The organism is Nocardia fusca NBRC 14340 (genome assembly GCF_001618425.1).
Lineage (GTDB): Bacteria > Actinomycetota > Actinomycetes > Mycobacteriales > Mycobacteriaceae > Nocardia > Nocardia fusca.
Genome location: NZ_BDCU01000008.1, coordinates 122,178 through 147,595 on the forward strand (window position 1 = coordinate 122,178; position 25,418 = coordinate 147,595).

Consider the following 25,418-nt stretch of genomic DNA (forward strand, 5'->3'; position numbering starts at 1 on the left):
GGTGACTGCTGACGACCATACGGCGCTCTGTGTTCTCGGAACGGGTTTGATCGGCGGCTCGCTGCTGCGTGCGGCGACCGCCGCCGGTCGGACGTGCTGGGGATACAACCGCTCGGCGCCGGGCGTGGCGGCGGCCCGTACCTCGGGTTTCGATGTCGGCGACGATCTCGCTGCGGTATTGCGCCGGGCCGCCGAGGCCGATGCTCTGATCGTGGTGGCGGTGCCGATGCCGGCGGTGCACGCGATGCTCGACGCGATCGCCGAATACGCGCCGGGGTGCGCGCTGACCGATGTGGTGAGTGTGAAGGCCCCTGTCGCGGCGGCCGTGCGGCGGTACGGGCTCGAAGCCCGCTACGTCGGTGGGCACCCGATGGCGGGCACCGCCGAATCGGGTTGGCAGGCAACCGATGCGGAGCTGTTCCGCGGCGCGGCATGGGCGGTCGGGGTGGACCCGGGCACCGACGCGGACGTCTGGACACGGGTCACGCGGCTGGCCCTGGACTGCGGTGCGGTGGCCGTCCCCGTGACCGCCTCCGAACACGACCGCGCCGTGGCCCGGATCTCCCATCTACCGCATGTGCTCGCCGAGGCGCTGGCGGTGGCCGGGGCCCGCGGCGGGGACCTCGCGCTCGGATTGGCGGCGGGGTCGTTCCGGGACGGCACGCGGGTCGCGGGCACCGCACCCGATCTGGTGCGGGCGATCTGCGAACCCAACTCCGAGGCACTGCTGGCGGTACTGGACGAGACGCTGACCGCGCTGGGTGAGGCCAGGGAGTCACTGAGCGCGCAGACCTCCCTCGCCGACCTGACCGCGGCCGGTCACGCCGCCCGGCAGCGCTACGAAACGGCCGAACGCTGGGAGATCACCGACGTCTTTCCGGGCGCGCCGGGCTGGCTGGAGAAACTGCAGGAAGCGGGCCGGGCGGGCGGGGTCCTAACCCACCTCCCGGTGGCTCCGGCCGGCGATTGACCCGTACTCAGACCCGCTCGGCCAGGCCCGGATAGTCCAAGACGAAACCGTCGGGATCGACGGTGAGGGTCGCGCTGGACACCGGCGAAAGAACGCTGATCCCGTCTCCGGCGCTGCTGTAGGTGAGATCGGCCTCCTGCACCGTCAGCTCCGGCAACCGGACATAGACCACCGGGACCTGCACATCCTCCATGGCGTGCTGCAGGTCGAACCGGCGGATGGGCAGGGTGTTGAAGAACGGGCTGAGCACCACATCCGCGTCCAGGGCACCACCGAACATGGACCGGATATGGGTGCCGGTGGCGTCGACGAGCCAGTAGTTCTCCTCGTCGCGGGCCAGGGACGCGTGCCGCTCCCCGGCGGCGGTGGTGCTGCTCATCGACAGCCGCCTGGTCGCCCCGTTCTCGTCGGTGACCAGGTCGTAGGAGGCGCTGAACGCGGTGTGCTCGCCGCAGCCGCTGCCGATGATGCGGCCGCTGGCGCGGATCCGGTTGCCGTTGAGCGTTACGCGAACCGATTCCATCCGCGAGCCGTCGTGCGCACGCCAGGTGAGAACCGCGGGCCACCGCCCGGCGGCCGGCGTCGCCGCCGGTCCGGGGGTTACGTCGCTCGATTGCGTCACGTGTCCACCGTACGCAACACCCGCGCCCACAGCGCTCATACGGGCCGTATTCCGCGTCGCACGACGCCGGCTCCGGCCTACCCCACATGACGCCGGTGAGCGAGCGGGTACGACCCGGTTACTCTCCCCGGCGAGTGTATGGACAGCCGCTCCGGCACGTCACCGGGCCAACGGTCGGGTAACACCGTGCGCTGCCCACCGGCGAGAGTCCGACAGCATCGGATTCTGTAGGTTGATGTGGAGTGCTTGCGATCCCCGGTGACGACGGTCGCGGCGCGGGGAGTCCGACGACTCGGCAACGCGATCTACACCGCGAGCGGTGACCGCTCGGACGACGGCACAACTTCCTCAGTCCCGAGACTCTGCTCGAAGCCGATCGACCGCGGTGACGAAGTCCGGGTGCGCCGACACGATCAACTGCTCGGTCGAATCGGTCAACCAGACATCCGCGAAGTAATCGGACCGCATCCAGGCGACCACGCCGACAGCCAGCGCGATGGGGAAGCATCCGGGCACGGCGGCGAACCCCAGGGGCACATAGAGCTGCTCGACCCCGAAAAGGACCGCGGCTACCAGCGCCCCGATCGTCACTACGACGGCCGACAGCATCAGCAGCGCAATCCGCTGGAACCGACGGACCTCGGCCAGGCAGTATTCACAGGCCGGGCATTCGAATCGGAGGCGGGCCTGTACCCCGTAGTTCTCCTGAGGTTTCCAGGGCAGCCTGATCGATCCGAGGAAAACCCGCATAGTCGGAATCTCCGACCCCGGCTGTCCCATGGAATTCACTACGAAAGGCCGACTCTCGATGGATGGCAGGCCGTGTTCACTGCACACATCGGGTAGGGACTCGGCGAGTTTCAGTTCGAGCGGTGCGGTGGAGAGAATCGGGACACGGTCCGGGTCCGATTCCGTATCGAAGAGCACTTTCTTCCGCCCGGTCACCGCATCCAGCCGTTCTGCCAGCGATCACGGAAGTAGAGGTCGTCCTCATCTGGTTCATCGGGGGTGACGACCTCGTCGCGATAGGACCTGCGTCCCCCCGGCCGTGCGCTTCCCACTGGGGACGCGGGCGGTTGCGGCGCTACCTGTGGTGGTTGCGGCGCTACCTGTGGTGGTTGCGGCGCTACCTGTGACGGCTCGGCCGACGGTACCGGGCCGGACCACGTCGACGGCTGATCGCGGAGCTGGTCGAGCTGTCGTTGTCCCTGGGCCGCGAGCCGCTGCCGTTCCTCCTCGGGCATCTCCGCGAACTGCTGCATCGCCGCGGGCATGGTCTGATCGAGAACCACGTTGAATGCGTCGCTGTGCATCAACTCCCGGGCGCTGGCCCGGCCGTCGAGGATGGCACGGATCTGGTCTTTCAGCCGCGGGTCGGTGGTACCCGCCATGATGACCTCGAGCGCCTTCGAGAGTTGACGCGAAACCCCGATATCACCACGCGCGAGGTCGTGCACCGGCTCTGGTGAACTCACTTCAGGCCCCCGGATGGTCGTAGGAGTTCTGCGGCAGTGTGGGCAGATCGCCGGATTGGATCGTGCCCAGGCCCGCGTAGATGAGCCCGGCCGTCCCTTCCAGGCCGATATAGAGGGCGGACAGTTTCGAGACCATCATGTTGAATTCCGCGATCGCCCTGAGAGTGGTCAGGGTAGCGGCCGCGACCAGCGCCGCAGTAGCGACGACCCCGACGCCGGTGGCCGCGGAAACCTTGACCGCAGCCCATTCGATGATCGCGATCGCGCCGATATCCAGGAGCGTCTGTACCGAATCGCCGATCGTCTTCGCGCCGTAGTACGCGGCGTTCGCATAGTTCTTGATCTCGTCGGCAACAGCGTTCAAGGCATCGACCTGAGCCGTGACCGCGGTCGCCAACTCGGCGAAGTACGTCTGCGCGTTCGACGCCGCGTTGCCGTCCCAGGTCGGGTCGACCGCCTCGGCCGCTTTCTCCACCTCGGCGGCGAAGCCGGTGTTGTATGCCGCGAGATTCTCGACAGCCACGCCCGCTCGCTGCAGCGCTTCCCAATCGCCGGCGATCTTCTGCGAGAACCATTCCACCGGGTCCACGCCGACAACGTTCTTGAGCCAGGTACACGCCCAGTACGTCGGTGAGATCTCGTTGGAGGTCACGAGAAACTCGAACTTGTCGTTCATCGGATCTTCGAGCGCGGGCTCGGCCAGTTTCTCGACAGGTGCGCCGGCCATCACTTACCGGCCTCGTAGGTGCGATCCAATGCCGCGGCATTCGCGCGATCCGTGGTGCGGTACATCTGAGCCACCGCGGCCAGTTCGGTCGCGGCGGCCGCGGACAGCCGTCCCAGCGTTTCGTAGTTCGGCTTCAATTTCGCGTGGGCCTCGCTGACGGCGCTCAGTCCGAGACGGATCAGTCCGCCGTCGCCCCATACCGTGTTGTCCACCACCAGCCATTTGTCGATATAGGCCGTGGCGCCGGCGTTCTCGTCCGCCAGTTTCTGCAGGCTCGCCGAGAATTTGTCTACTTCGCCCGGATCGACATCGAGTTCTTCCGGCATCCGGCCCCTCCCTCCAGCGGCGCTCCCACACCGCACTCTGCAATTGGAGAAAACCATTACACAGCCCGGACGGGGGGACAACCGGCTCGCTCGGCGGCCGCACCGCGCAGTCCCGCGCTCCTGTGCTGAGCGGGCCCGTTGCGACGGCAGGCCGAAGCCGAACGCCGGAGACAGATCGATCTGCCGATTCTGGCGGAGACGGAGGGATTTGAACCCCCGGTCGCTCTCACGACTCTCGCTTTCAAGGCGAGTGCATTCGGCCGCTCTGCCACGTCTCCAGGGCCTCGATGGTAACCGATGTGACCCGGAGCGGCCCAAAGCCGACCACCGGTCACCCGGTGGCCGACCGCGCGGTCACCGGGGCACGGCGAGCAGGTCGCGGGTGATACCGGAGAGGTCGGCGCAACCGGAAAGTCCCATGGCGGAATCGAAATCGGCGAGCAGCAGGCGCAGTGCGTGGCGCACCCCCGCGCTGCCGGCGATACCGAGGGCATACGCCCAGGGCCGGCCGTAACCCACCGCTTTGGCGCCGAGAGCGAGGGCGACCAGCACATCCGAGCCGGAGCGGACACCGGAGTCGAACAGCACATCGGCCCGGTCCCCCACCGCGCCGACCACCGCACCGAGTGCGTCGAGCGCGGCGATCGAATTATCGATCTGCCGGCCACCGTGGTTGCTCACCCAGACCGCGTCCGCGCCGGCGTCCACCACCAGCCGGGCATCGTCGGGATGGAGCACACCCTTCACCGCGATCGGCAGATCGGTCCATTCCCGCAGCTTGGCCAGGTCGGCGGGACGTAGCGTGTGGTTGCCGAACAGGCCGACCCAGGTGAGGATCGCCAACCGCAGCGCGTCCTCGCTCTCCTCCGGCGGCGTGGACAGCTTCGCCCGGAAAACCGGGTCGGACAGATAGTTGGCGATACCTTTGCCCAGCAGGAAGGGCAGGTGCCCCAGTTCGAGATCCCGCGGCCGCCAGCCCAGCGAGGGGGTGTCCACGGTGACCACGATCGCCTTCGCACCGGCCCGTTGCGCGCGCTCCACGAACGAGCGCGCCAGCTCGTCGTCGGCGGGCCAGTACAGCTGATACCACCAGTCGCCGGCGACCGCACCCACCTCCTCGATGGTCGCGGAGGACGCGGTGGACAGGACAGTACCGACACCCAGTTCCTTCGCGGCCTGCGCCACCACCACCTCGCCCTTTTCGTGCAGCAGTTCCAGCACCCCGACCGGCGAGGTGAGCACCGGGGCGGCGAGTTTGGTGCCGAGTACCTCGACCGCGGTGTCGCGCGCGCCCGGGCCACTGGTCCCGCAGAGCATGCGCGGCACGATCCGGTACCGATCGAACGCGGAGGTGTTGGCCACGGCCGTACGTTCGGTGGAGGCGCTACCGGCCACATAGGCGTAGGCGCGTGCGTCGAGCAACTCCCGGGCCCGGTCGGCGAATCCGTCCGCGGTCATCGGCAGTTCCGGGACCGTCCCGCCCATTCCCTGGAGGTAGATCTCGTTCTGGAAGTCGATGAAGCTGCTCACGGCGCTCACGGTAGCCGTGTCCGGCCAGTCGCGGGCACCCTCTCGGCAATTTCTGATGCAGTATGGGTCCCGTGCGTGCGATCAACTTGAACGGATTCGGCGGCCCCGAGGTGATGGAGTGGTCCGACGCCCCGGACCCGGTACCCGGGCACGGCGAGGTACTGATCGACGTGGCGGCGGCCGGGGTCAACCGGGCCGATCTGCTGCAGCGGCGCGGCCTTTACGCGCCCCCGCCGGGCACCACCGCCGTGCCCGGACTCGAATGCTCGGGGGTGATCGCGGCCGTCGGCGAGGGGGTCCGGGACTGGTCGGCCGGCGACCGGGTGTGCGCGCTGCTGTCCGGCGGCGGGTACGCCGAGAAAGTGGTGGTCCCGGCCGGCCAGGTGCTACCGGTGCCGGACGGCCTGGATCTGGCGGCGGCCGCGGCACTGCCCGAGGTCGCGGCGACGGTCTGGTCGAATCTGGTGCTGACCGCCGGCCTGCACTCCGGGCAGTTGCTGCTGATCCACGGCGGTGGCAGCGGGATCGGCACCCACGCCATCCAGGTGGCGGACCGGCTGGGCGCCCGAGTCGCGGTGACGGCCGGGTCGGCGGCGAAGCTGGCGCGCTGCGCGGAACTGGGCGCGAGCGTGCTCATCAACTACCGGGAACACGATTTCGTCGATCTGATCCGGGCCGAGCACGGACTGGGCGGACCGGGCGCGGACATCATCCTCGACAACATGGGCGCCGCCTACCTCGGGCGCAATGTGGCGGCGCTGGCCCTGGACGGGCAGGTGCTGGTGATCGGTATGCAGGGCGGGGTGAACGCCGAACTGAATCTGGGCGAACTCATGGCCAAACGCGGGACGGTGCGCGCGACCAAACTGCGCGACCGCCCGGCCACCGGCCGCGGCAGCAAGGCCGACATCATCGCCGAGGTACGGGCCCATGTCTGGCCGCTGCTGGAGACAGGCGCGGTCGTGCCGGTGGTCCACGCCGAGGTCCCGGTGGCCGAGGCGGCCCGGGCGCACGAACTACTCGACGACCACGACACGTTCGGCAAGGTGATCCTGCGGATCGGCAACGACGGATCGAGTCGGCCGGGCCGATAGACGGAAGCGCAGCCCGACCACGGCAGGCCTGCGCTCGTGCCCGAGGGAAGCGAGCGCGACCGGCCGGTCAGCCGAGCGCGGCCAGGGCCCGGCCGAGCTGATCGATCTCCCGGCGAGTCGTGTACGGCGCGAGACCTATGGTCACCGCGCCGCCCTCGTCGTTCACACCCAGTGCGTCCAGTAACCGGCTGCCGCCGTGCGAGCCCGCCAGCACAGTGATGCGCTTGTCCGCCAGTTCGGCGGCGATCTTCTCCGCCTGCATACCGTCGATGGTGAAACTGACCGTCGGGATCCGGGTGGAGGCCCGGCCGATCACGGTGAGCCCGCCGATCTTCTCCAGGGTGCTCATCAAATGGTCGAACAGCTGGTCGTGGTAGTCCTGCAGCGAGGAGATCGACAGTTCCAGCCGTTCCCGGCGGGTGCCGCGGGCCCGTTCGTCCAGGCCGGCCAGATAGTCGATCGAGGTGGTGAGACCGGCCAGCAGCGCGTACTGGTGCCCGCCGACCTCGAGCCGCTCGGGGCCCTTGGCGTAGGGGTTCAACGCCATGGACGGGATCCGGTCCAAAAATGCCGGATCCCGGAAGACGAGCGCACCGACCTGCGGCCCGCCCCAGCTCGGCGCGCTCAACGCGACCACATCGGCGTTCAGGTCCTCGATATCGAGCAGCGCGTACGGTGCGGCGCCGACCGCGTCCGCGACCAGCAGGCCACCCACCTCGTGCACTCGTTCGGCCGCGACCCGCACCGAGGGCGCCGAGCCCACGATCGGTGAGGCGGCCGTGAGCGCGACCAGCCGCGCGGTGGGCCCGATGAGCTCCTCGAACTGCCAGGCCGGCATCTCGCAGGTCTCGATCTCCACCTCGGCCCAGCGCACATGGGCGCCGTAGCGGTTGGCGATCCGCAGCCACGGCGCCACGTTCGCCTCGTCGTCCAGCCGGGACAGCACGATCCCGGTACCCAGGCCCAGCCGGGAACTCAGGGATTCGGCGAGCCAGGCCAGCAGGACGGCGCGGTCCGGTCCCAGCACGACCCCGCTGGGATCCGCGCCGACCAGATCCGCGACGGCCACCCGGGCGCCGTGCAGCATATCGGCGCTGCGTTTGGCGGCACTGTGACGGCCGAGGTGGGAGAACGACGACGAGCGGAAACCGATGGACACCGCGCGCGAGACAGAATCCGGAACAAGCATGCCCGCCTGCGGAGCCAGGTTGATCCAGCCGTCGGCCAGGGAGGGGATCAGTCCCCGGACCCGCGCGACGTCGTAAGTCATGCAGGTCACTTTAAGGCAGGGCACATATTCCGGTAACCCTGGTACAGGGTCCACAACCCGCGTCACCACCACCGGCTTTAGCGCGTTCGGCACGGACACGACATGATGGGGACCATGACGCAATCGGATGACGCATCGGATCCCGTTGTCGTGATCGGTCCCGAGGGCCGTCCGCTGGTGCTGCCCGCGGGCGCCGGGGCGAGCGCGTCCTACCCCGGCCGGGAGGCGCCCGAGCAGGAGGGCGCCGAGCGCGACGCCTCCGAATCGCTGGCCGATATGGTCGAGCAACCGGCCAAGGTCATGCGGATCGGCACCATGATCAAACAGCTGCTCGAGGAGGTGCGGGCGGCTCCGCTCGACGACGCCAGCCGGACCCGGCTGGCCGAGATCCACAAATCCTCCATCCGCGAGCTGGAGCAGGGCCTGGCGCCGGAGCTGCGCGAGGAGCTGGAACGGCTGGCCCTGCCGTTCAGCGCGGACGCCGTCCCCTCCGACGCGGAACTGCGTATCGCCCAGGCGCAGCTGGTGGGCTGGCTGGAAGGTCTGTTCCACGGTATCCAGACGGCTCTGTTCGCCCAGCAGATGGCCGCGCGGGCCCAGCTCGAGCAGATGCGCCAGGGCGCCCTGCCTCCGGGTATCCATACCGCCGAGGGCCGCGGCGCGCAGCCGGGCCAGTCCATCGGAGGCACCGGGCAATACCTCTGAACGCGGTGGTATATAGCCGGCCGGTACCGCGACTCGCCGACCGAGGTAGTGTCGTGCACCGTGCCTGCAGCTTCCGCTCGCTCCGACCTGGTAAACCCTGTCGATCCGGAGAGCACCGACGAGAGCCCGGTGCGCCCCGACCACGACCCCGCCGCAGATGAGAAGCCCGTGAGTTCCGAGCAGACCCCGGTCGTCGGCGCCGATACCGCCGTCTCCGATATCACCGAGGTGACCGCCGCGGATCCGATCGAGTCGGATTCGCAGTCCTGGTCCCGGGCCTGGCGCGATATCCGCGACGGGTTCCGGCAGCGCGAACTGTGGCTCTCGCTGGGCTGGCAGGACATCAAACAGCGCTACCGGCGGTCGGTGCTGGGTCCGTTCTGGATCACCATCGCCACCGGCGTGCAGGCCACCGCCATCGGCATCCTGTACGCCGCGCTGCTCGGTCAGCCGCTGACCGAGTATCTGCCCTATGTGGCGGTCGGCCTGATCGTGTGGAATGTCATCAACGCCTCGATCCTCGAGGGCGCGGAAGTGTTCGTCGCCAACGAGGGCTTGATCAAACAGCTGCCGTCGGCGCTGAGCGTGCACGTGTACCGGCTGGTGTGGCGGCAGATGCTGTTCTTCGCGCACAACCTGCTGATCTACTTCGTGGTGCTGGCTCTGTTCGGTGTCTGGCGCGAGCTGCACTGGACCGTGGTCTTCGCGATACCGGCCCTGGTGCTGCTGTTCCTCAACGCGATGTGGGTCTCGGTGCTGTTCGGTATCTTCAGCACCCGCTACCGCGATATCGCGCCGATCCTGGGCAGCATGACACTGATGCTGTTCGTGCTGACGCCGGTGATGTGGAACACCAAGAGCCTGCACGAGCAGGGCGGCCAGGTCGCGGAACGGGCCCGGCTGGCCGAAGTGGTGCCCACCTACCACTATCTGGAGATCGTGCGCGCACCGCTGCTCGGCGACGACCAGAAGCTCTACCACTGGGCGATCGTCGGCGCCATCACCGTGGTGGGCTGGATCGCGGCTGCTTTGGCAATGCGCCGGTACCGTTCGCGCGTGCCCTACTGGGTTTAGGAGTCAGGCGATCATGAGTGATCACGTGAGTATCGAAACCCGCAACGCGTGGGTGGAGTTCCCGATCTTCGACGCGAAATCCCGGTCGCTGAAAAAAGCGTTCCTGGGTAAGGCGGGCGGTTCGATCGGCCGCAACCAGTCCGATGTCGTGGTGGTCGAGGCACTGCGCGATATCAACTTGTCGCTGAAAGAAGGCGATCGGGTGGGCCTGGTCGGCCACAACGGCGCGGGCAAGTCCACGCTGCTGCGGCTGCTGTCCGGGATTTACGAGCCTTCGCGCGGTAGCGCGCGGATCCGCGGGCGGGTCGCGCCGGTGTTCGATCTGGGCGTCGGGATGGACCCGGAGATCTCCGGCTACGAGAACATCATCATCCGCGGTCTGTTCCTGGGACAGACCCGCAAACAGATGATGGCAAAGATCGACGAGATCGCCGATTTCACCGAGCTCGGCGAATATCTGTCCATGCCGCTGCGCACCTATTCGACCGGTATGCGGGTGCGCCTGGCGATGGGCGTGGTGACCTCGATCGACCCGGAGATTCTGCTGCTCGACGAGGGGATCGGCGCGGTCGACGCGGAGTTCATGAAGAAGGCGCGGATCCGGTTGCAGGAGTTGGTCTCCCGTTCCGGCATCCTGGTGTTCGCCAGCCATTCCAACGAGTTCCTGGCCCAGCTCTGCGATACCGCATTGTGGATCGATCACGGCCAGGTCCGGTTACAGGGCGGGATCGAGGAGGTCGTGCGGGCCTACGAGGGCCCGGACGCGGGTAACCATGTGGCGGCGGTCCTGCGGGAGATCGAGGCCGAGAAGTCCGATCGTGCCGACGACGAACCAGCACCGCAGTCGGCCGACGGCGAACGAGAACTGGAGAACAACACAGCATGAGCGAGTCAGGCCCGGAGGCGGAAGCGGAGCGTGACCACGCAGAGCCCTCGCCGGTGCCCGAAGACAGCGCGAGCGAGCCGGGCTCCGGGGCGGAAGCAAAGCGTGACCCGGCAGCGCCCGCGCCCGGCGGGCCCGGCAGCAGCGAGTCGGCTCCGGAGGCGAAAGACGAGCGCGACGAGGTAGCGCCCGCGCCGGTATCCGGCGAGCCGGTATCGGAAGCGCAGGAAAAGCGCGATCGCGCGGAGGCCGCGCCCGTCGTCGGTGGGCGCGGCGCCGGCGGCCCCCGGCGTTCGGCTCCGAATCCCGCGCGGGAGCACGACGCGGCCGCCGCGGTGCTGCCGGAGGTCGAGTACGGACCGGACGCCAAGATCGTCGCCGTAGTGGTCACGCACAAGCGCCGCGATCTGCTCGCCGAGTCGCTGAAAGCGGTCGCCACGCAATCGCGCGCCGTCGACCACCTGATCGTGATCGACAACGGCAACGAAGCCGAAGTGGCCGAACTGGTGGCGGATCAGCCCATCGAGACCACTTATCTGGGCTCGGCACACAATCTGGGCGGAGCGGGCGGTTTCGCGCTGGGCATGCTGCACGCGTTGAGCCTGGGCGCCGACTGGGTCTGGCTGGCCGACGACGACGGCCGGCCCGAGGGCCCCGAGGTACTGGCGACCCTGTTCGACTGCGCGCGGCGCCACGAACTGGTGGAGGTCTCGCCGGTCGTCTGCGATATCGACGAACCGGACCGGCTGGCGTTCCCGCTGCGCCGCGGCGTGGTGTGGCGACGGTTGCGATCCGAACTGGGTGGCGAGGACTTCCTGCCCGGCATCGCTTCGCTGTTCAACGGCGCCCTGATCTCCGCGCAGGCGGTGGATGTGATCGGCGTACCGGATCTGCGGCTGTTCGTGCGCGGCGACGAGGTCGAGGTGCACCGGCGGCTGGTCCGCTCCGGATTACCCTTCGGAACCTGTTTGCAAACCGCGTATCTGCACCCCAACGGCGCGGCCGAGTTCAAGCCGATTCTCGGTGGCCGGATGCACACCCAGTACCCGGACGATCCGGTGAAGCGGTATTTCACCTACCGCAACCGGGGCTATCTCATGTCTCAGCCGGGTATGCGAAAGCTGCTGCCCCAGGAATGGATTCGGTTCTCCTGGTTCTTCCTGGTGACCCGCCGCGACCCGGCCGGGTTGCGTGAGTGGTTCCATCTGCGCAGCCTCGGCCGCAACGAGCAGTTCCAGAAACCGGACTAGTCCGCCGGCACCCAGGACTCCCGAATCGGCCACCTGCCGGGCAACCAGGATTGACGGCGGATGCGAGAGATTCCTCCCGACCAGGTAAGTTCGGCTGGCAATCTGCATGATTCGGGAGGAGATCGATGAGTTACCCCGGCGGTCAGCCGCCACAGGGCCAGCCCGCACCCGGCCAGTTCCCGCCGCCGCAACAGCAGTTCGCGCCGCCGGCACCGAACCAGGGTGGGCAGCCACAGTATCCAGGGGGGCCACAGGGCGGTCCGCAGCCGTGGGGTGCCCCGCCGCCCGGGCAGCCGCCGCAGGGCTACGGTCAGCCGCCCGCCCAGCCGCAGTACGCCAGCGGCCCGTACGCGCAGCCGGCCGGGCAGCCCCCGGCCCAGTTCGGTCCGGGCGGGCAGCCCGGGCCCTACGGCCAGCCGCCCCAGGCGGCGCCCAACGACCCGCCGGGGATCACGGTGGACTGCTCCTACACCCCGATGGCGTTCATCCTCGCGATCACCAAACCCAAGATCACGGTGAACGGGCAGCGGGTGCCGAACACCCGGTGGGGCGCCAACCACATTCCGGTCGGCCCGGGCCAGTACCACGTGCGGGTCACGACGCCCTGGCTGTTCGATATGGGTCCGGCCGATGTGGCGGTGCCGGTGCAGCCCGGACAGGCGGTCCGGTACTACTACCGGACACCGGCGCTCATCTTCCTCAACGGAGCGATCGGACCGGTTCCGCAAAAGACCCCCGGCATGGTGGTCATGTACGTGATCTGGGCGTTCGTCGCCCTGATCTTCCTGCTGAACATCCTGGTGATCGCCACGATGTGAGCGACGGTCGGCGCGGCAGGGTCTGCGGGCCCTGCCGCGCGGTCCCTGGGCAAGCACGGACCTGTTGCCTACGCTCGAAGCGCAGCGCCGAACGCACGGCGGTCGGCGCCCGCGACCAACAGGAGGGCAGGCAATGACAGCTACCGGAGACAAACCGCTGAGCGGCCGGACGATGATCATGTCCGGCGGCAGCCGCGGGATCGGGCTGGAGATCGCCAAACGGGCGGCCGCCGACGGTGCGAACATCACGCTGATCGCCAAAACCGATCAGCCTCATCCCAAACTGCCGGGCACGATCCACACCGCCGCCGCGGAACTGGAGGCGGCGGGGGCGACCGTACTGCCGTTCGTCGGCGATGTGCGGATCGACGAATCGGTCGCCGAGGCGGTCCGGCTGACCACCGAGCGTTTCGGCGGTATCGATATCGTGGTCAACAATGCCTCCGCCATCGATCTGTCCCCCACCGATTCGCTGGCGATGAAGAAGTACGACCTCATGCAGGACATCAACTGCCGCGGCACTTTCCTGCTGTCCAAGCTGTGCATACCGGCGCTGCGCGACTCCGCCGCCGCCGGCCGCAATCCGCATATCCTCACGCTGTCGCCGCCACTGAACCTGGACCCCAAATGGGCCGGTTCCTCCTTGGGCTACACCATCGCCAAGTACGGGATGTCGCTGACCACGCTGGGGCTGGCCGAGGAACTGAAATCCGACGGTGTCGGCGTCAATTCACTCTGGCCGCGCACCACGATCGCGACCGCGGCGGTACGCAATCTGCTCGGTGGTGAAGAGATGGTCCGTACCTCGCGGACGCCGGATATCTACGCCGACGCCGCCTACCTGGTACTCACCTCACCGGCCACCGAGACGACCGGCAATTTCTTCATCGACGACGAGGTGCTCGCCACCCACGGCATCACCGACCTGGACAAGTACCGGGTGACCCCGGGCGACGAACCCCTCACCACCGACCTGTTCCTCTGACGGCCACGGGCCACGCCGCGGCTACGGCGTGGCCCGTCGGGGCAGAACGCGTCCGGGTCAGTTCCGGTCGGAGTCGATCCCGTACAGCCGCTCCCAGTTCTCCCGGCTGGTGAGTTCGGCGTGCGCGGCGCGGTAGCGCTGCTGCAGGTCCGGCAGTTCTTTGTACAGCCGGCGCAGTACCCGCACCGTGCGCAGCAGCAGGGCGCGCGCGGTCGCCTTGTCGCGCTTGCGGACCCGGACCCCGGACTGGGAGGCATCGGTGACCACAACGTGGTCGAACAGCGATACATGCCACCAGTGCGCGTCTTCGCGGGTGACCCCGACCAGCCCGTACTGGACCTTGCCGGTCCACTGCTGGATCGCGCGTTTGATCAGCACCGCCAGCAGCCGGCTGGGTTCGCCGCCGGCCCGCCGCACCCGGATCTCGGAGGAGTCCACCGGCGGCGTCGCCGCGGGGTGTTTCACGGTCTCGGTGTAGTCGGCGCGACTGGTCCGGGCCCGTTTCAGCGGCTCGATGCCGCCGTCCCGCAGGATCGACGGTCCCGACAGGAAGTCCTCGATGCCCTGCAGGGTGGTGTGCGCGAGCCCGTACTGCATCGCGACCAGGTATTCGGAGATGTTCCGGAAGAGCTGCCGGGTAACCGTGCCCGGGTTCAGGTCCGCGTGCATCGCGCTGACGATCAGCGAGTTGCGGGTGCTGAAGTACCGCGCCCAGTCGTCGAAGTCCTTCCAGTAGAAGTCCGCGTGCCAGACCGCCGCGTTGGGCAGCGTGACCGTGACGAACCCGTGTTCGCGGGCGCGGACCCCGTATTCGACATCGTCCCACTGGAAGAAGATCGGCAGCGGCAGCCCGATCTTCTTCACCACCTCGGCCGGGATGAGACAGGTCCACCAGGCGTTGTATCCGGCGTCGACACGGCGTTCCTGGTTTTTCTTCAGCATGCTGGTGTTGCGCAGCGCCTTGGGCACCTTCTGGCCGTGCATGAGCCGGTGCAGGTGCACGTCCTCGGCCCCGACGTTCAGGTAGTCGGGGTTGAGCAGGAACAGCATCTGCGCGCCGACCAGCGTCGGTTCCACGGTGAGATTGGCGAAGGCCTGCAACCGCAGCACGGTCTCGGGTTCGCAGAGGATATCGTCGTCCATGAGGATGACGTCGGCGTGTTCGTTGGCCGCGGACACCTCGTACAGTCCGCGGGTGAAACCGCCCGCCCCGCCCAGATTGGGCTGGCGGATGTAGCGCAGTTTGTCCCCGAACATGGATCGCGTGGCCTGGTACAGCGGCCGGTTCTCCACCAGATCGGTGCCCTGGTCCACCACGTACACCGCATCGAGCGAACCGAGAACGGTCTGGTCGGAGGCCAGCGCGGCGATGGTCTCGGCGCAGTCCTGGGCGCGGTTGAAGGTGCAGATGGCGATGGCGACCGGGCGTACGGTCTCGGGCGCGGTCGCGGTCCAGGTGAGCTCGGAGATCTCCAGGTCGCCACCGACTGCTTCGAACTCCAGCCACAGGGCCCCGCCGTCGACGAACTGATCCAGCGGCGCGGTCAGGGTCAGCGGGCCGCTGGCGGTGACCTCGGCGGTGCCGACGATCCGGCGGTGCCCGGCGATATCGGAGGCCACGATCCGCACCCTGGCGTGCTTGCCGACCTGCAGGATCATCGTGGCCTGCACCTCGGTGACCACGGTCCAGCGCTGCCAGTAGCTGGCGGCGAAACGGCCGAAGTAGGTGTTGGTGTGCGCGGTCGAGCCCTTGTCCAGGCGCAGGCTCATCCGGTCGCGGGTGGCACGGCCCTTGACCACCGCGTACAGCTCGTCGCTGATCTTCGCCGAGGGCCCGGTGAAGATGCCCCGGGCGAGCACCAGTCTGCGCGGAGCCCGGTGGTGTTCGGCGCGCAGCGACTCCGGCGCGACCGCAGCGTGATCGTTCGTCTCGGTAACGGCCTGCATAGCCGACTGGTCCATGAAGTCCTCGAAATCCTCATTGTGCCGACGGGACAGACATGTCCCTGAATACGGTTCGCGGCGGGCCCGAGGATATCAATCAGCCACGCCGGTCGCCCGGTTGGTCGTTTCCCGATCGGGTTCCCCGGTAAACACGAACTTGTCATAAGCCCAATACCGGAACACCACGGCAACGATCTGACCGACCAATGTTCCAGAGATATTGTCCGCCAGCGGAGTGGCCAGATCCAGGATGTACCTGGAAAAACCCAGGCAACCCAATTGCAGTCCGATCGCGATCACATTGATCACCGCGTACAGCAGGTACTCCCGGGCCGGGCTGCCGGACTGCTTGTGCGAGAAGGTCCACCACTTGTTGCCGAAGTAGGTGACCACCGTGGCCACCGCGATGGCGATGATCTTGGCGGGCAGCGGGACGTCGTGCATGAGACCCTCGCCACCCCCGGCGCCCAGATCGAACACCAGCAGGTTGTAGGTCCCCGCATCGACCAGGAAGCCGACCACACCGACGACCAGGAACGCCGCACTCTGCCGCAGTCCGGTCCGCAGGCGTTCGGCGAGCGAACGGGGGGCCGGCGCGTCGGCGGCGACAGCGGCCGTTGACTCACCAGATGACACGCGCCGACGGTACCGCAGTGACCTGAGCCATCCTCTCCGGCACGGCATGAGCGGGTCAGGCCCGGAGGCGGAAGCGCAGCGTAACCACGCAGGGCCCTCGCTCATGCCCCATGATCACAGACCCGGTACTCTCCCCGTGTTCCCATATCCGTCGATTTCGAGGATTTGACCAGGTGGAATCCACCGAAATGCGTATTGCCGCCGTCGTTCCGTGTCACAACGAAGAAGCATCGGTGGCCAAGGTCGTCACCGATCTGAAGGCCGCGGTCCCCGGAATTGTCGTGTATGTGTACGACAATCTCAGCACCGACGCCACCGCCGAGAAGGCCCGGGCCGCCGGGGCGATCGTGCGCGCGGAGCGGGCCAAGGGCAAGGGCAATGTGGTACGCCGCGCTTTCGCCGATATCGAAGCAGATATCTATCTCATGATCGACGGCGACGACACCTACGAGGCGTCCGCGGCGCCGGCGATGATCGAAACGCTGCTGTCGGGCCCGTACGACCATGTCCTCGGCGTCCGGAAACAGGACGAGAGCGGATCGGCCTACCGGGCGGGCCACGAGACCGGGAACAAAGTCCTCAACGGTGTGGTGGGCAAGGTTTTCGGCGAGAACGTCGAGGATATGCTCAGCGGCTTCCGAGTCTTCTCCCGGCGCTTCGTGAAGAGTTTCCCCGCCGTCTCCCGGGAATTCGAGATCGAAACCGAACTCACCGTGCATTCACTGCACCTGCGGGTTCCGCAGACCGCGGTACCGGTGGGATTCCGGGACCGCCCGGCCGGCAGTGAGAGCAAACTGCGTACCTACCACGACGGTTTCAAGATCCTGGCCCTCATCGTCGGATTGGCCCGGCACGAGCGCCCGGTCGCATTCTACGGCCTGCTCGGTACCGTGAGCTGGCTCATCTCGGTGGTGCTGACCGTCCCGATCATCATCGAGTACTACGACACCCACACCGTGCCCCGCTTCCCGACCCTGTTCCTGGCCTGCACTCTGCTGCTGGTCGGTTTCCTGGCCTGGACCGCCGGTTTGATCCTGGACGGTATCCGCCGGTCCCGGCACGAGGCGGCACGACTGATCTATCTCCGCTACGAGGCCCCCGGCGCGGCCGTCGCGGCCACCACCGGCGCCGACCACGGCAGCAGCGAGTCAGGCCCGGAGGCGGTAGCGAAGCGTGACCACGCAGGGCCCTCGCTCATGCCCGGACAGCGCAGCGACCAGGTGGCCGGGGACATCCGTTGACCGCCGAGACCGCGACCCGCCCTGCCGGAGATCAGCAGGCCGCGGGTCGTTCCGTCCTGGCCGGTTCCCGGCGCGCCGGGGATGCCCTGCTGCGCCGGATGGGCCCGGCGACCGTCGCGTTCATCCTGCTGGCCGGGATCTTCGGGCTCGTGTTCACGGTGATGAGCCCGCCGTTCTGGGGTCACGACGAAGTCACCCAGTTCGGGCGCGCCTACCAGGTGGCCCACGGCGGCCTGGGCCCCACCCGGATCGACGACGACCGCGGCGTCGCCTACGGCGGCGAGGTACCGGCGGCGATCGAAGCGCTGATGGGCTACGCGCTCGACGACTACACCCACAACCCGGGCGAACCGTATCCCGATGTGGCCGATCCCGCCGCCTACCAGCGGCTCGGCGATGCCCCGGTCACCGACGAACGCAAGATCATCTGGTTCACCAACACCGCCGCCTACTCCGCGGTCCCCTACGTGCCCAATGCGATCGGTATCGGATTCGCCGAACTGATCGACGCCGACGCCGGCACCATGGTGCGCCTCACCCGGTTGTCGGGGCTGGCCGCCTACCTGCTCGTGGTCGGCTTCGCCCTGTGGGCGCTGCGGGCGCACCGCATCCAGTGGCTGGCCTTCACCGTGGCCGTACTGCCCATCGCGGTGTTCCAGGCCGGGACGGTCACCGCCGACACCCTCACCAACGCGCTGGCCGTCCTGGTGTCGGCGCTCCTGGTGAAAGGCCTGTTCCTCGGGGACCGGCTGGGCCGGGTGGAGACAGTCGCGGCGCTGGGTACCGCGATCGCGCTGCCGCTGTGCAAACCCACCTATGTGCTGCTCGCCATGCTGGTGGTGCTGATTCCGGCCGAGCGGATGGGCCTGACCGGTTGGCGCCGGTGGCTCACCTGGGCGTGCGCGGCGATCGGCGCGATCGGGTTCGCGGTGTGGATGAAGATCGCCGCGCCCACCGGCGAGGGCACCAGCCTCATGCGGCCCCCGCACCAGTGGTACACGGTGGACACCGGCGAACAGCTGATCGGCATCATCACCGACCCGTTCGGATTCCTGCGGACCTTCTGGGAGAGCATTCTGCGGCGCGACCAGGAGTGGTTCACCGAATTCTTCGGGGAACTCGGTTTCGCCTATATCGAGGTGCCGGCCACCGCGATCGTGGCCTGCCTACTGGCCTTCGCGGTGAGCGTGGGGATGGCGGAACGCTTCGACCGCCCGGATTTCCGGCGCACGCTGGTGGTGGCGCTGACCATGGCGGCCGGTGTGGCGATGATCTACGTCACCCTCTACATGTCCTTCACCCCGGTGGGCTACTACATCATCGACGGTGTCCAGGGCCGATACTTCGTTCCGCTGGCCATCGTGTCGTTCGCGGTACTGCTGCGCTGGATGCCCTTCCGCCTCCGTGGACCCGGCGACCGCGAACCCGGCCGCTACGCCGCGGTGACCGTCGTCGTCGCCGCGCTGATCGCCCTGATCGCCTCGGTGGCGAAGTACCACATCTACGTCTGGGCCTGACAGCGACCGGAATCGCACCGGATACGCCCGGTCCGCACTACGGCCGGGCCGGGCGTTGTCACGGCACGGTGATGGTCCGCTCTCCCGCGTCGGCGTAGGCACGCTCGGTAGCGGCTTTGACCGGGCGCCACCAGGATTCGTTCGCGCGGTACCAGGCGACCGTGGCCGACAGCCCCGCCCGGAAGTCCGCGTAGCGCGGCTGCCAGCCGAGTTCTGTACGGAGTGGGCCCGCGTCTATCGCATAGCGCTGGTCGTGTCCGGCGCGATCGGTGACATGGTCGAAATCGCCCGGGTCCCGACCGAATTCGGCCAGGAGCAGTTCGACCACCGTCCGGTTGTCCAGTTCACCGTCGGCCCCGATCAGGTAGGTGCGGCCGATCCGGCCCCGATCGAGGACATCCCAGACCGCGCGATTGTGGTCCTCCACGTGGATCCAGTCACGGACCTGATGTCCGGCGCCGTAGAGGCGGGGGCGCACCCCGTCGATCAGATTCGTGATCTGGCGCGGGATGAACTTCTCCACATGCTGGTAGGGCCCATAGTTATTGGAGCAGTTCGAGAGCGTGGCGCGGAGGCCGAAGGAACGCACCCAGGCGCGCACCAACATATCGCTGGCGGCCTTGGTCGCCGAGTACGGGCTCGACGGGTTGTAGGCGGTGTGTTCGGAGAACGGAGGGTCGTCGGGACCCAGGTCCCCGTACACCTCGTCGGTGGAGACATGGTGGTACCGCACATCGTGGCGGCGCACCGCCTGCAGCAGCGAATAGGTGCCGACGATATTGGTCTGCACGAACGGCCAGGGTTCGGCCAGCGAGTTGTCGTTGTGTGATTCGGCGGCGAAATGGACCACCGCGTCCACTCCGCTCACCAGTTCGTCGACCAGGTCCAGGTCGGCGATATCGCCGTGGACGAAGTCGATCCGATCGGCCACCGGGTCGAGCGAGGCCCGGTTGCCCGCGTAGGTGAGCGCGTCCAGCACGGTCACCGTCGTATCCGGCCGTTCGGCGACCGTGTGCTGGACGAAGTTGGCTCCGATGAACCCGGCTCCACCGGTCACGAGTAGACGCACCCGTTCACTCTACGTCCTGGTCATCGGGGCGGGCAGCGCTCGGCGGTCCGGCCGCGGCCGGGCGGGACGCCGGAATCCGATTTCCGCGCCGGACGGCGCCGCGACCGGCGAGGCGAGCCGATCCGGAACACGACATTTTCCGAAAAGGCAAGCCGAGGAGCAGTTCTCGCGACCCCGTCGACGGGAGGCCGCGGCCCGGCCGATAACCTTTTTGTCTGGATTCGGCCGAGCCCCACCGGGCGGCCGCTTCCGTTCGATTGACACGTATCTGTGCCCGCACTCCCATATGAGGTGAATACATACATGCTCGTCAGGAGTTTGACCACGATGTCGACGCTGCTCATCGCCGCACTCGGCATCGCATCCGGCAGTGCCCACGCCGCGCCCACCGACCTGCCGGCGCCGGTCGGCTTCACCGCAGAGGTTGTGGACGGGCGTTCCGTCGTCACCACCGATTCGGGGTCCATGGTGGTCGAGGACGGTACTTTCAAGATCAAAGCCGCCGATGGCACGGTGGTGGCCGGCACGCCGCTGACATTCCGGCTCGACGATTTCGAGTTCCCCATCGCGGCGGAGATCTCCGGCCACACCGCGACGCTCACCCCGCAACTCGACCCGGACCGGGCGGTGTACCGACCGGCCGCGCTGCCCCATCAGGAAACAGCGCCCTGGAAGACCCCTTATGACCGTGAGGTCGCCGCCTTCACCCGGCTCAAGGACACCATCGCCACCGGGGCGGCGATCGGTACCGCGGTCGGCGGGCTGGGCGGCGCCGCAGTCGGCTGTGTGCTCGGCGGCATCGCCGGCGCGACCGTGGCCGCGGCGACCATCGTCGGGCTCTTCGGTCCGTTCGTGCCGGCCGCGGTGGTCGGCTGCCTCGGCGGCATCGTCGCGATCGGCGCCCTGGGCACGGTGGCCGGCCAACTCTTCGTCACCGCCCCGGTGATCATCGGAGCGGTGATCCAGTACGTCACCACCATCAACGAACCGTTCCCGCCCCACGGATCGGGCCCGGCCCAGTAGGCCACGGCGGATCTCCGGCCGTCTTGCCCACCGGCGAAATATTCGCGGGTGGGCACGACGTTCGGTCCTGTCATGAAGATCGGCGTCAATACCTTCCTGACCGATGAGGGCATCAGCGGGACCGTGCTCGGGCCGGCACTCGAGGAACGCGGTTTCGAATCGCTGTTCCTCGCCGAGCACTCGCATATCCCGGCGAGCCGGGAGTCCCCCTATCCCGGCGGCGGCGACCTCCCGCGGGTCTACTACCGCACCTTCGATCCCTTCGTCGTACTCGGCGCGATCGCGGCGGTCACCGACCGGCTCGTCCTGGGTACCGGGGTCACGCTGCTGATCCAGCGCGATGTCATCCACACCGCCAAGGAGGTCGCCACCCTCGACCACATCTCCGGCGGCCGTGCGGTCTTCGGCGTGGGTGTCGGCTGGAACCGCGAGGAGATGGCCGACCACGGCACCGATCCGCGCACCCGCGGCGCCCTGCTGGACGAACAACTCGAGGCGATCATCCGGATCTGGACCGAGGACCTCGCCGAGTACCACGGGAAATTCGTCGATTTCGATCCGATCTACGCCTGGCCGAAACCCCACCGGCAACCCCATCCACCCGTTTTCATCGGGGGCGGCGAGGCGGCGGCGCGGCGCGCGCTCCGGCACGGCGTGGGCTGGATACCCAACGGCGTCTCCGATGCCGGCGCGGTACCGGCCCAGCTCGCGGAGTTCACGGCAAGCGGTCTGCCGGTGACGGTGACCCCGGCCCCGGCGGACCCGGCGGTTCTGGACGCCTATGCCGAAGCCGGAGTGGAACGGGTGACCTTGAAGCTGGAAACGCAACCGGAAGCGGACTCCCTGCGCGATCTGGACGAACTCGCGAAAATGGTGGAGCGGTACCGGGACTGAACGATCAGGCGGGCAACCGGTCGGCGCCCCAGCTGCGGTGGACGTAACCCACCACCCGGTCCAGCTCCTCCCGGTCCACCGAGGCCAGTTCGCCGGGCTCCAGCGGATCGAAATGGAAGATGTAGAGGCGCGAGGCGAACTGTTCGAACGGCAGCGATGCCTCGCCGAACCGTTCGCCGTGCCCGGCGGTGCCGACCACCACGCCGTCTCCCCAGTCCTGCCCGCTGTCGTTGTTCGGATTGTAGAAATAGACCCGCATCCGTTCCTGTGGGTCCAGTGCCACCCGCAGCACCGTGATCGCGTGCCAGCCGACGAATCGGGCAGCGCTGTCGGTCACCGCGACCCCGGCCGGCTGCGGGTGGATCAGCGGCTGGTTGCCGTTGTGGAACGGGTGGTAGCTCGCATAGAAATGCCGTAGGAACTCGTCGAGATCGGTCAGGTTACCGGTCGCCACGTCGACATTGATCCGGAAACCGCGCCCGGACCACCAGCCGTGGAATTCCGGGTTGATCCAGCGGTGCGGGTCGCCCTCCCGATCCACACAGCGCCGCCCCATCTCCGCGTAGATCCGGTCCAGATGGGGCACAACCAGCAGCGATACGGGGTCCAGGTCCACCGGCAGCTCGGTGGCGAGCCCGGCGGCACTATCGCGCGAGGAGATCGGCTCACCCTCGAAATGCATGACGATCTCGTCGTCGCGCGCGGCCCAGGCCAGTGTCTGCAGCAGGTAGTCGGGGTCGTTGTAGGCCCACATGGACAACGCCCGCGCGGACTGACAGGTCGGATTGTCGCCCTGGCCGATACCGAGCGGCAGCCCGAGCACCGACAACATGCCCGCCAGCAACCGGACGCGGGGGGCCGGGTCGGGTCCGAAGGCCTGGGTCAGCCGCTGCCGCGAATGCGCCGACAGTTGCAGCGCCAGCTGCCGCCACAGGGCGGGGGCGACCGGGGGCTGGTACAGGATGCCGCGTTCCAGCATCAGTGCCAGCCCGTAGATACACTGCGCCGTCTCGACGTGCACGGCCTCGTCGATCAGTTGTCGCACCAGTTCGTGGTAGCAGAGCAGGCATTCGCGCCCGGTACTGGACAAACCCAGCGCCTCGCCCAGCAGGTACTCGCCCTTGCTCAGCAGGAAGCGCAGCAGCACGGCGTGGTACGGCGACACCAGGCCCGTATCGTGCATCGAGCGCGCGAAACCCGCTGTCTCGTACTGCAACGCGCTGTCGTCCATGGTCTCCAGCCGGGTGCGGTACACCTCGACACCGGGGTCCTCACGGCAGGAGTCGGTGGTGCCGTACAGGCTGCTGATCAGCCGGTCCGCGCCCAGCCCGCCGGCGCCCAGATCGATATCCGGATTACTGCGTGCCACCGCGATCTGGGTGATCATCCGTTTCACCGAGTCGACCTGGATCGGGCGCTGCCGCAGGATCCGCCAGATCTCGTCGACCAGATTCTCCAGAACCTTCTCGTAGCCCACCTCCTCCACCAGGTGGCGCAGCAACTCCCGCGGCACCTGGGCCATCCGGCCCTGCTGGGTCCGCTCGGCTTCGGACGGAGGTGTGAACAGCAGCGACAGGTTGATGGCGAGCACCTGCGACACGTGGTGGTGGGCCTGCTCCGCGGAGATCTGCGGATGCACGTACGCGCCCTTGGCGACCTCCAGCAACCGTAGATCGCTCACCGTCTCGAGGACGACGGTGTCCGGGTTGGTGCTGCGCAGCGAGCCGCTGCTCAGCGACGGGATGAGGATCTGCGGGCGCGCCCAGTCGGTGCCGAGGAACAGTCCGGCGGTATCCAGCCGCGCCGCACGCGACCGCACCGCGGCGCAGCCTCCGGGCAGCAGCAGTACTCGGCGCAGCGCGCCGAATACTCGCGACAGCTTGACCTGCTTACCGAAATCACCGGCATCCGCAAGTGCCTGGGTGGCGTCGTCCAATCGGGCCAGATGCCTGTCCATGGACTCCCCACCGCTGCTGAGTGGACTCAATCGCCGAACCTCCCCGACGAACCCGTTGCCGACAACGGATCAAATATAGAAATCGAGCTCTTCCTGCCTTTTCAACAGGTCCCGGAGAGTGTACGGGTCCTCCCCGAAGAAGTACAGAAGACCCCAATGGTTTCCGAAAGCCGTACGTTTCATCACTTTTTCGGTCAGCGGAGCGGTGAGCTCGTGGGAATCGAAATATTCGTGATCTTCGGTCTCCTCCGGGACCGACAATCGGCTGACCACCCGGCGGCGCGGATATACCCCGAATGTGCCCGCATGACCTTTGGCGTCGACCACCTCCTCCGGGAAGAATGACGTTATCTCCTCTTCCGTCGTCTTGGGGTCGAATGCGAGCACCAGCCCGTGGTATGCGTTGAATCCGTACGCCCGCTCCAGCAACTCGAACACCTTGAATCCCGGCGGCCGGTAGGCGACCTCACCGAAATACATCTCGCCGTCACTGGTCACGAAATACTCGGGATGGACGAATCCGAATTCGATATCGAACGTCTTGATGAGCCGTTCCACCTGGCGAGTTATCTCCGGCCGGTACTTCTCCAATTCCGGGGTCGCCGGGACGAAAACAGAGTAGCCGAGTGTCACATATTCCGAAATATTGAGAAAGCGGATCCTACCGTCGTGGATCCATGCCTCGACCGCGAATTCCCAGCCGTCGAGATGGGACTCCATCAGTACCGGGAATTCGTCGTCGGGGATGGTCTCGATCTCGTCAGGTGTACGGATGACCCGGTGACCGAGGCAGCCGGCCTTGTCGAACGCCTTGATATGGATGGGGTCGTTGGGGTCGCCGTCGAGTTTCATCAATGTCTGGTTGACCCGTTTCAGGAAACGGATCACGTCGTCGCGCTCGTGGGCTTCCTCGAATATTCCGACCCTGATACCGCCGAGCTGTGCGCGCCGTTTCATCAGAGCTTTGTCCCGCAACAGCATGGCCTGGCCGAAGAGCCGCGGGTTGTCCATCAGTACCGAATTTATGGCCCCCGCCCATTCGACGGTTTCCTCGAAGATCGGGATGGCGACGTCGACACCCATGTCACGCAACGTCTCGGCGATTTCCACCGAACGTTCGTTCAGTCTTTCGAAATTCCAGGGGATATATGGTATCCCGTGCTCGGCACAGTATCCCTCCGCCCATTCCGGGGCCACCACCACGTAACGCCTGTCGAAACGATCTATTGCCTCGACCGCATTGAGACTCCACCCCAAAAGCGCTACATACCCCTTGTCCGGGTTTCGTTTTCTCGCGTCCACAGCCGGAACCGACAAAGCCTCTCCCCTCTCAATCCTATTTCGCACCTATCAGATCTCGAGGGCGCAATATCACGGCCGTACACGGAAAACCGCACCGGCACGGAAT

General features: G+C 67.4%; 24 protein-coding genes and 1 tRNA gene. 12 read left to right on the forward strand and 13 right to left on the reverse strand.

The genetic code is table 11. The annotated features are described in order from the left end of the window. Position 1 precedes the first annotated feature (1 nt). On the forward strand, positions 2–970 hold the full coding sequence (locus NF4_RS02105; RefSeq protein WP_232330273.1) for a prephenate dehydrogenase: 969 nt from the start codon (positions 2–4) through the stop codon (positions 968–970). Positions 971–977: 7 nt separating this feature from the next. On the opposite strand, the gene NF4_RS02110 is transcribed toward NF4_RS02105, so the two are convergent. From NF4_RS02110 to NF4_RS02140, 7 genes are all read right to left on the reverse strand, one after another. Further along, positions 978–1,592: a putative glycolipid-binding domain-containing protein gene (locus tag NF4_RS02110; protein WP_269749571.1), complete on the reverse strand. Its 615-nt coding sequence runs from the start codon at positions 1,590–1,592 to the stop codon at positions 978–980. A 348-nt stretch (positions 1,593–1,940) separates the two neighbouring features. Further along, entirely contained in the window at positions 1,941–2,537 is a 597-nt protein-coding gene (locus NF4_RS02115; protein WP_063125593.1) for a hypothetical protein, read from the reverse strand. Beyond that, positions 2,534–3,067, reverse strand: coding sequence for a hypothetical protein (locus NF4_RS02120; protein ID WP_063125594.1), 534 nt, complete (start codon positions 3,065–3,067; stop codon positions 2,534–2,536). Before NF4_RS02120 ends, NF4_RS02115 begins: the two co-directional genes overlap by 4 nt. A gap of 1 nt (position 3,068) precedes the next feature. Then, complete coding sequence (locus NF4_RS02125) at positions 3,069–3,794, reverse strand: hypothetical protein (RefSeq protein WP_063125595.1); 726 nt, start codon at positions 3,792–3,794, stop codon at positions 3,069–3,071. Next, positions 3,794–4,120 carry a type VII secretion target gene (locus NF4_RS36210; RefSeq protein WP_084532786.1) on the reverse strand — a complete coding sequence of 109 codons (327 nt, stop codon included), beginning with the start codon at positions 4,118–4,120 and terminating at the stop codon, positions 3,794–3,796. Before NF4_RS36210 ends, NF4_RS02125 begins: the two co-directional genes overlap by 1 nt. A gap of 190 nt (positions 4,121–4,310) precedes the next feature. Continuing rightward, positions 4,311–4,398 (reverse strand) — tRNA-Ser (locus NF4_RS02135). A gap of 76 nt (positions 4,399–4,474) precedes the next feature. Further along, complete coding sequence (locus NF4_RS02140; protein ID WP_063125735.1) at positions 4,475–5,650, reverse strand: alpha-hydroxy-acid oxidizing protein; 1,176 nt, start codon at positions 5,648–5,650, stop codon at positions 4,475–4,477. Between the two features lie 71 nt (positions 5,651–5,721). On the opposite strand from NF4_RS02140, the gene NF4_RS02145 reads away from it, so the two are divergent. Then, on the forward strand, positions 5,722–6,744 hold the full coding sequence (locus NF4_RS02145; protein WP_063125736.1) for an NAD(P)H-quinone oxidoreductase: 1,023 nt from the start codon (positions 5,722–5,724) through the stop codon (positions 6,742–6,744). 67 nt (positions 6,745–6,811) lie between these two features. Here NF4_RS02145 and NF4_RS02150 read toward each other — a convergent pair whose 3' ends face one another. After that, entirely contained in the window at positions 6,812–8,014 is a 1,203-nt protein-coding gene (locus NF4_RS02150) for a cysteine desulfurase-like protein (protein WP_063125596.1), read from the reverse strand. Between the two features lie 114 nt (positions 8,015–8,128). On the opposite strand from NF4_RS02150, the gene NF4_RS02155 reads away from it, so the two are divergent. From NF4_RS02155 to NF4_RS02180, 6 genes are all read left to right on the forward strand, one after another. Continuing rightward, entirely contained in the window at positions 8,129–8,719 is a 591-nt protein-coding gene (locus tag NF4_RS02155) for a bacterial proteasome activator family protein (protein WP_063125737.1), read from the forward strand. Positions 8,720–8,938: 219 nt separating this feature from the next. Next, positions 8,939–9,793, forward strand: coding sequence for a galactan export ABC transporter permease subunit Wzm/RfbD (wzm, locus tag NF4_RS02160; protein WP_439956724.1), 855 nt, complete (start codon positions 8,939–8,941; stop codon positions 9,791–9,793). A gap of 13 nt (positions 9,794–9,806) precedes the next feature. Beyond that, positions 9,807–10,679 (forward strand): galactan export ABC transporter ATP-binding subunit Wzt/RfbE, encoded by an 873-nt coding sequence (gene wzt / locus NF4_RS02165; protein WP_063125597.1) that lies wholly within the window; start codon positions 9,807–9,809, stop codon positions 10,677–10,679. 335 nt (positions 10,680–11,014) lie between these two features. Continuing rightward, positions 11,015–11,926 (forward strand): galactofuranosyltransferase GlfT1, encoded by a 912-nt coding sequence (gene glfT1, locus NF4_RS02170; RefSeq protein ID WP_051715048.1) that lies wholly within the window; start codon positions 11,015–11,017, stop codon positions 11,924–11,926. A 125-nt stretch (positions 11,927–12,051) separates the two neighbouring features. Beyond that, complete coding sequence (locus NF4_RS38975) at positions 12,052–12,744, forward strand: hypothetical protein (RefSeq protein WP_063814477.1); 693 nt, start codon at positions 12,052–12,054, stop codon at positions 12,742–12,744. Positions 12,745–12,877: 133 nt separating this feature from the next. Next, complete coding sequence (locus NF4_RS02180; RefSeq protein WP_063125598.1) at positions 12,878–13,729, forward strand: SDR family oxidoreductase; 852 nt, start codon at positions 12,878–12,880, stop codon at positions 13,727–13,729. Between the two features lie 57 nt (positions 13,730–13,786). Here the strand turns inward: NF4_RS02180 and NF4_RS02185 are convergent, their stop codons facing one another. Next, positions 13,787–15,691, reverse strand: a complete 1,905-nt coding sequence (locus tag NF4_RS02185; protein ID WP_063125599.1) for a glycosyltransferase — start codon at positions 15,689–15,691, stop codon at positions 13,787–13,789. Positions 15,692–15,766: 75 nt separating this feature from the next. After that, on the reverse strand, positions 15,767–16,309 hold the full coding sequence (locus NF4_RS02190) for a GtrA family protein (RefSeq protein ID WP_232330274.1): 543 nt from the start codon (positions 16,307–16,309) through the stop codon (positions 15,767–15,769). Between the two features lie 173 nt (positions 16,310–16,482). Between NF4_RS02190 and NF4_RS02195 the strand changes: the two genes are divergently transcribed. Both NF4_RS02195 and NF4_RS02200 read left to right on the forward strand, forming a co-directional pair. Beyond that, positions 16,483–17,550, forward strand: coding sequence for a glycosyltransferase (locus tag NF4_RS02195; protein WP_084532787.1), 1,068 nt, complete (start codon positions 16,483–16,485; stop codon positions 17,548–17,550). Next, positions 17,547–19,067 carry a DUF2142 domain-containing protein gene (locus NF4_RS02200; protein ID WP_063125601.1) on the forward strand — a complete coding sequence of 507 codons (1,521 nt, stop codon included), beginning with the start codon at positions 17,547–17,549 and terminating at the stop codon, positions 19,065–19,067. Before NF4_RS02195 ends, NF4_RS02200 begins: the two co-directional genes overlap by 4 nt. Before the next feature lie 58 nt (positions 19,068–19,125). Here the strand turns inward: NF4_RS02200 and rfbB are convergent, their stop codons facing one another. Continuing rightward, positions 19,126–20,136 (reverse strand): dTDP-glucose 4,6-dehydratase, encoded by a 1,011-nt coding sequence (rfbB, locus tag NF4_RS02205; protein WP_063125602.1) that lies wholly within the window; start codon positions 20,134–20,136, stop codon positions 19,126–19,128. Positions 20,137–20,439: 303 nt separating this feature from the next. On the opposite strand from rfbB, the gene NF4_RS02210 reads away from it, so the two are divergent. Continuing rightward, entirely contained in the window at positions 20,440–21,159 is a 720-nt protein-coding gene (locus NF4_RS02210; RefSeq protein WP_063125740.1) for a DUF8020 domain-containing protein, read from the forward strand. 72 nt (positions 21,160–21,231) lie between these two features. Then, positions 21,232–22,053: an LLM class F420-dependent oxidoreductase gene (locus tag NF4_RS02215; RefSeq protein WP_063125603.1), complete on the forward strand. Its 822-nt coding sequence runs from the start codon at positions 21,232–21,234 to the stop codon at positions 22,051–22,053. A 4-nt stretch (positions 22,054–22,057) separates the two neighbouring features. Here the strand turns inward: NF4_RS02215 and NF4_RS02220 are convergent, their stop codons facing one another. Continuing rightward, positions 22,058–24,010, reverse strand: coding sequence for a hypothetical protein (locus tag NF4_RS02220; protein ID WP_063125604.1), 1,953 nt, complete (start codon positions 24,008–24,010; stop codon positions 22,058–22,060). A gap of 69 nt (positions 24,011–24,079) precedes the next feature. Beyond that, a complete protein-coding gene (locus NF4_RS02225) occupies positions 24,080–25,120 on the reverse strand; it encodes an ATP-grasp domain-containing protein (protein ID WP_232330284.1) in 1,041 nt (346 codons plus the stop codon). Positions 25,121–25,418 lie beyond the last annotated feature (298 nt).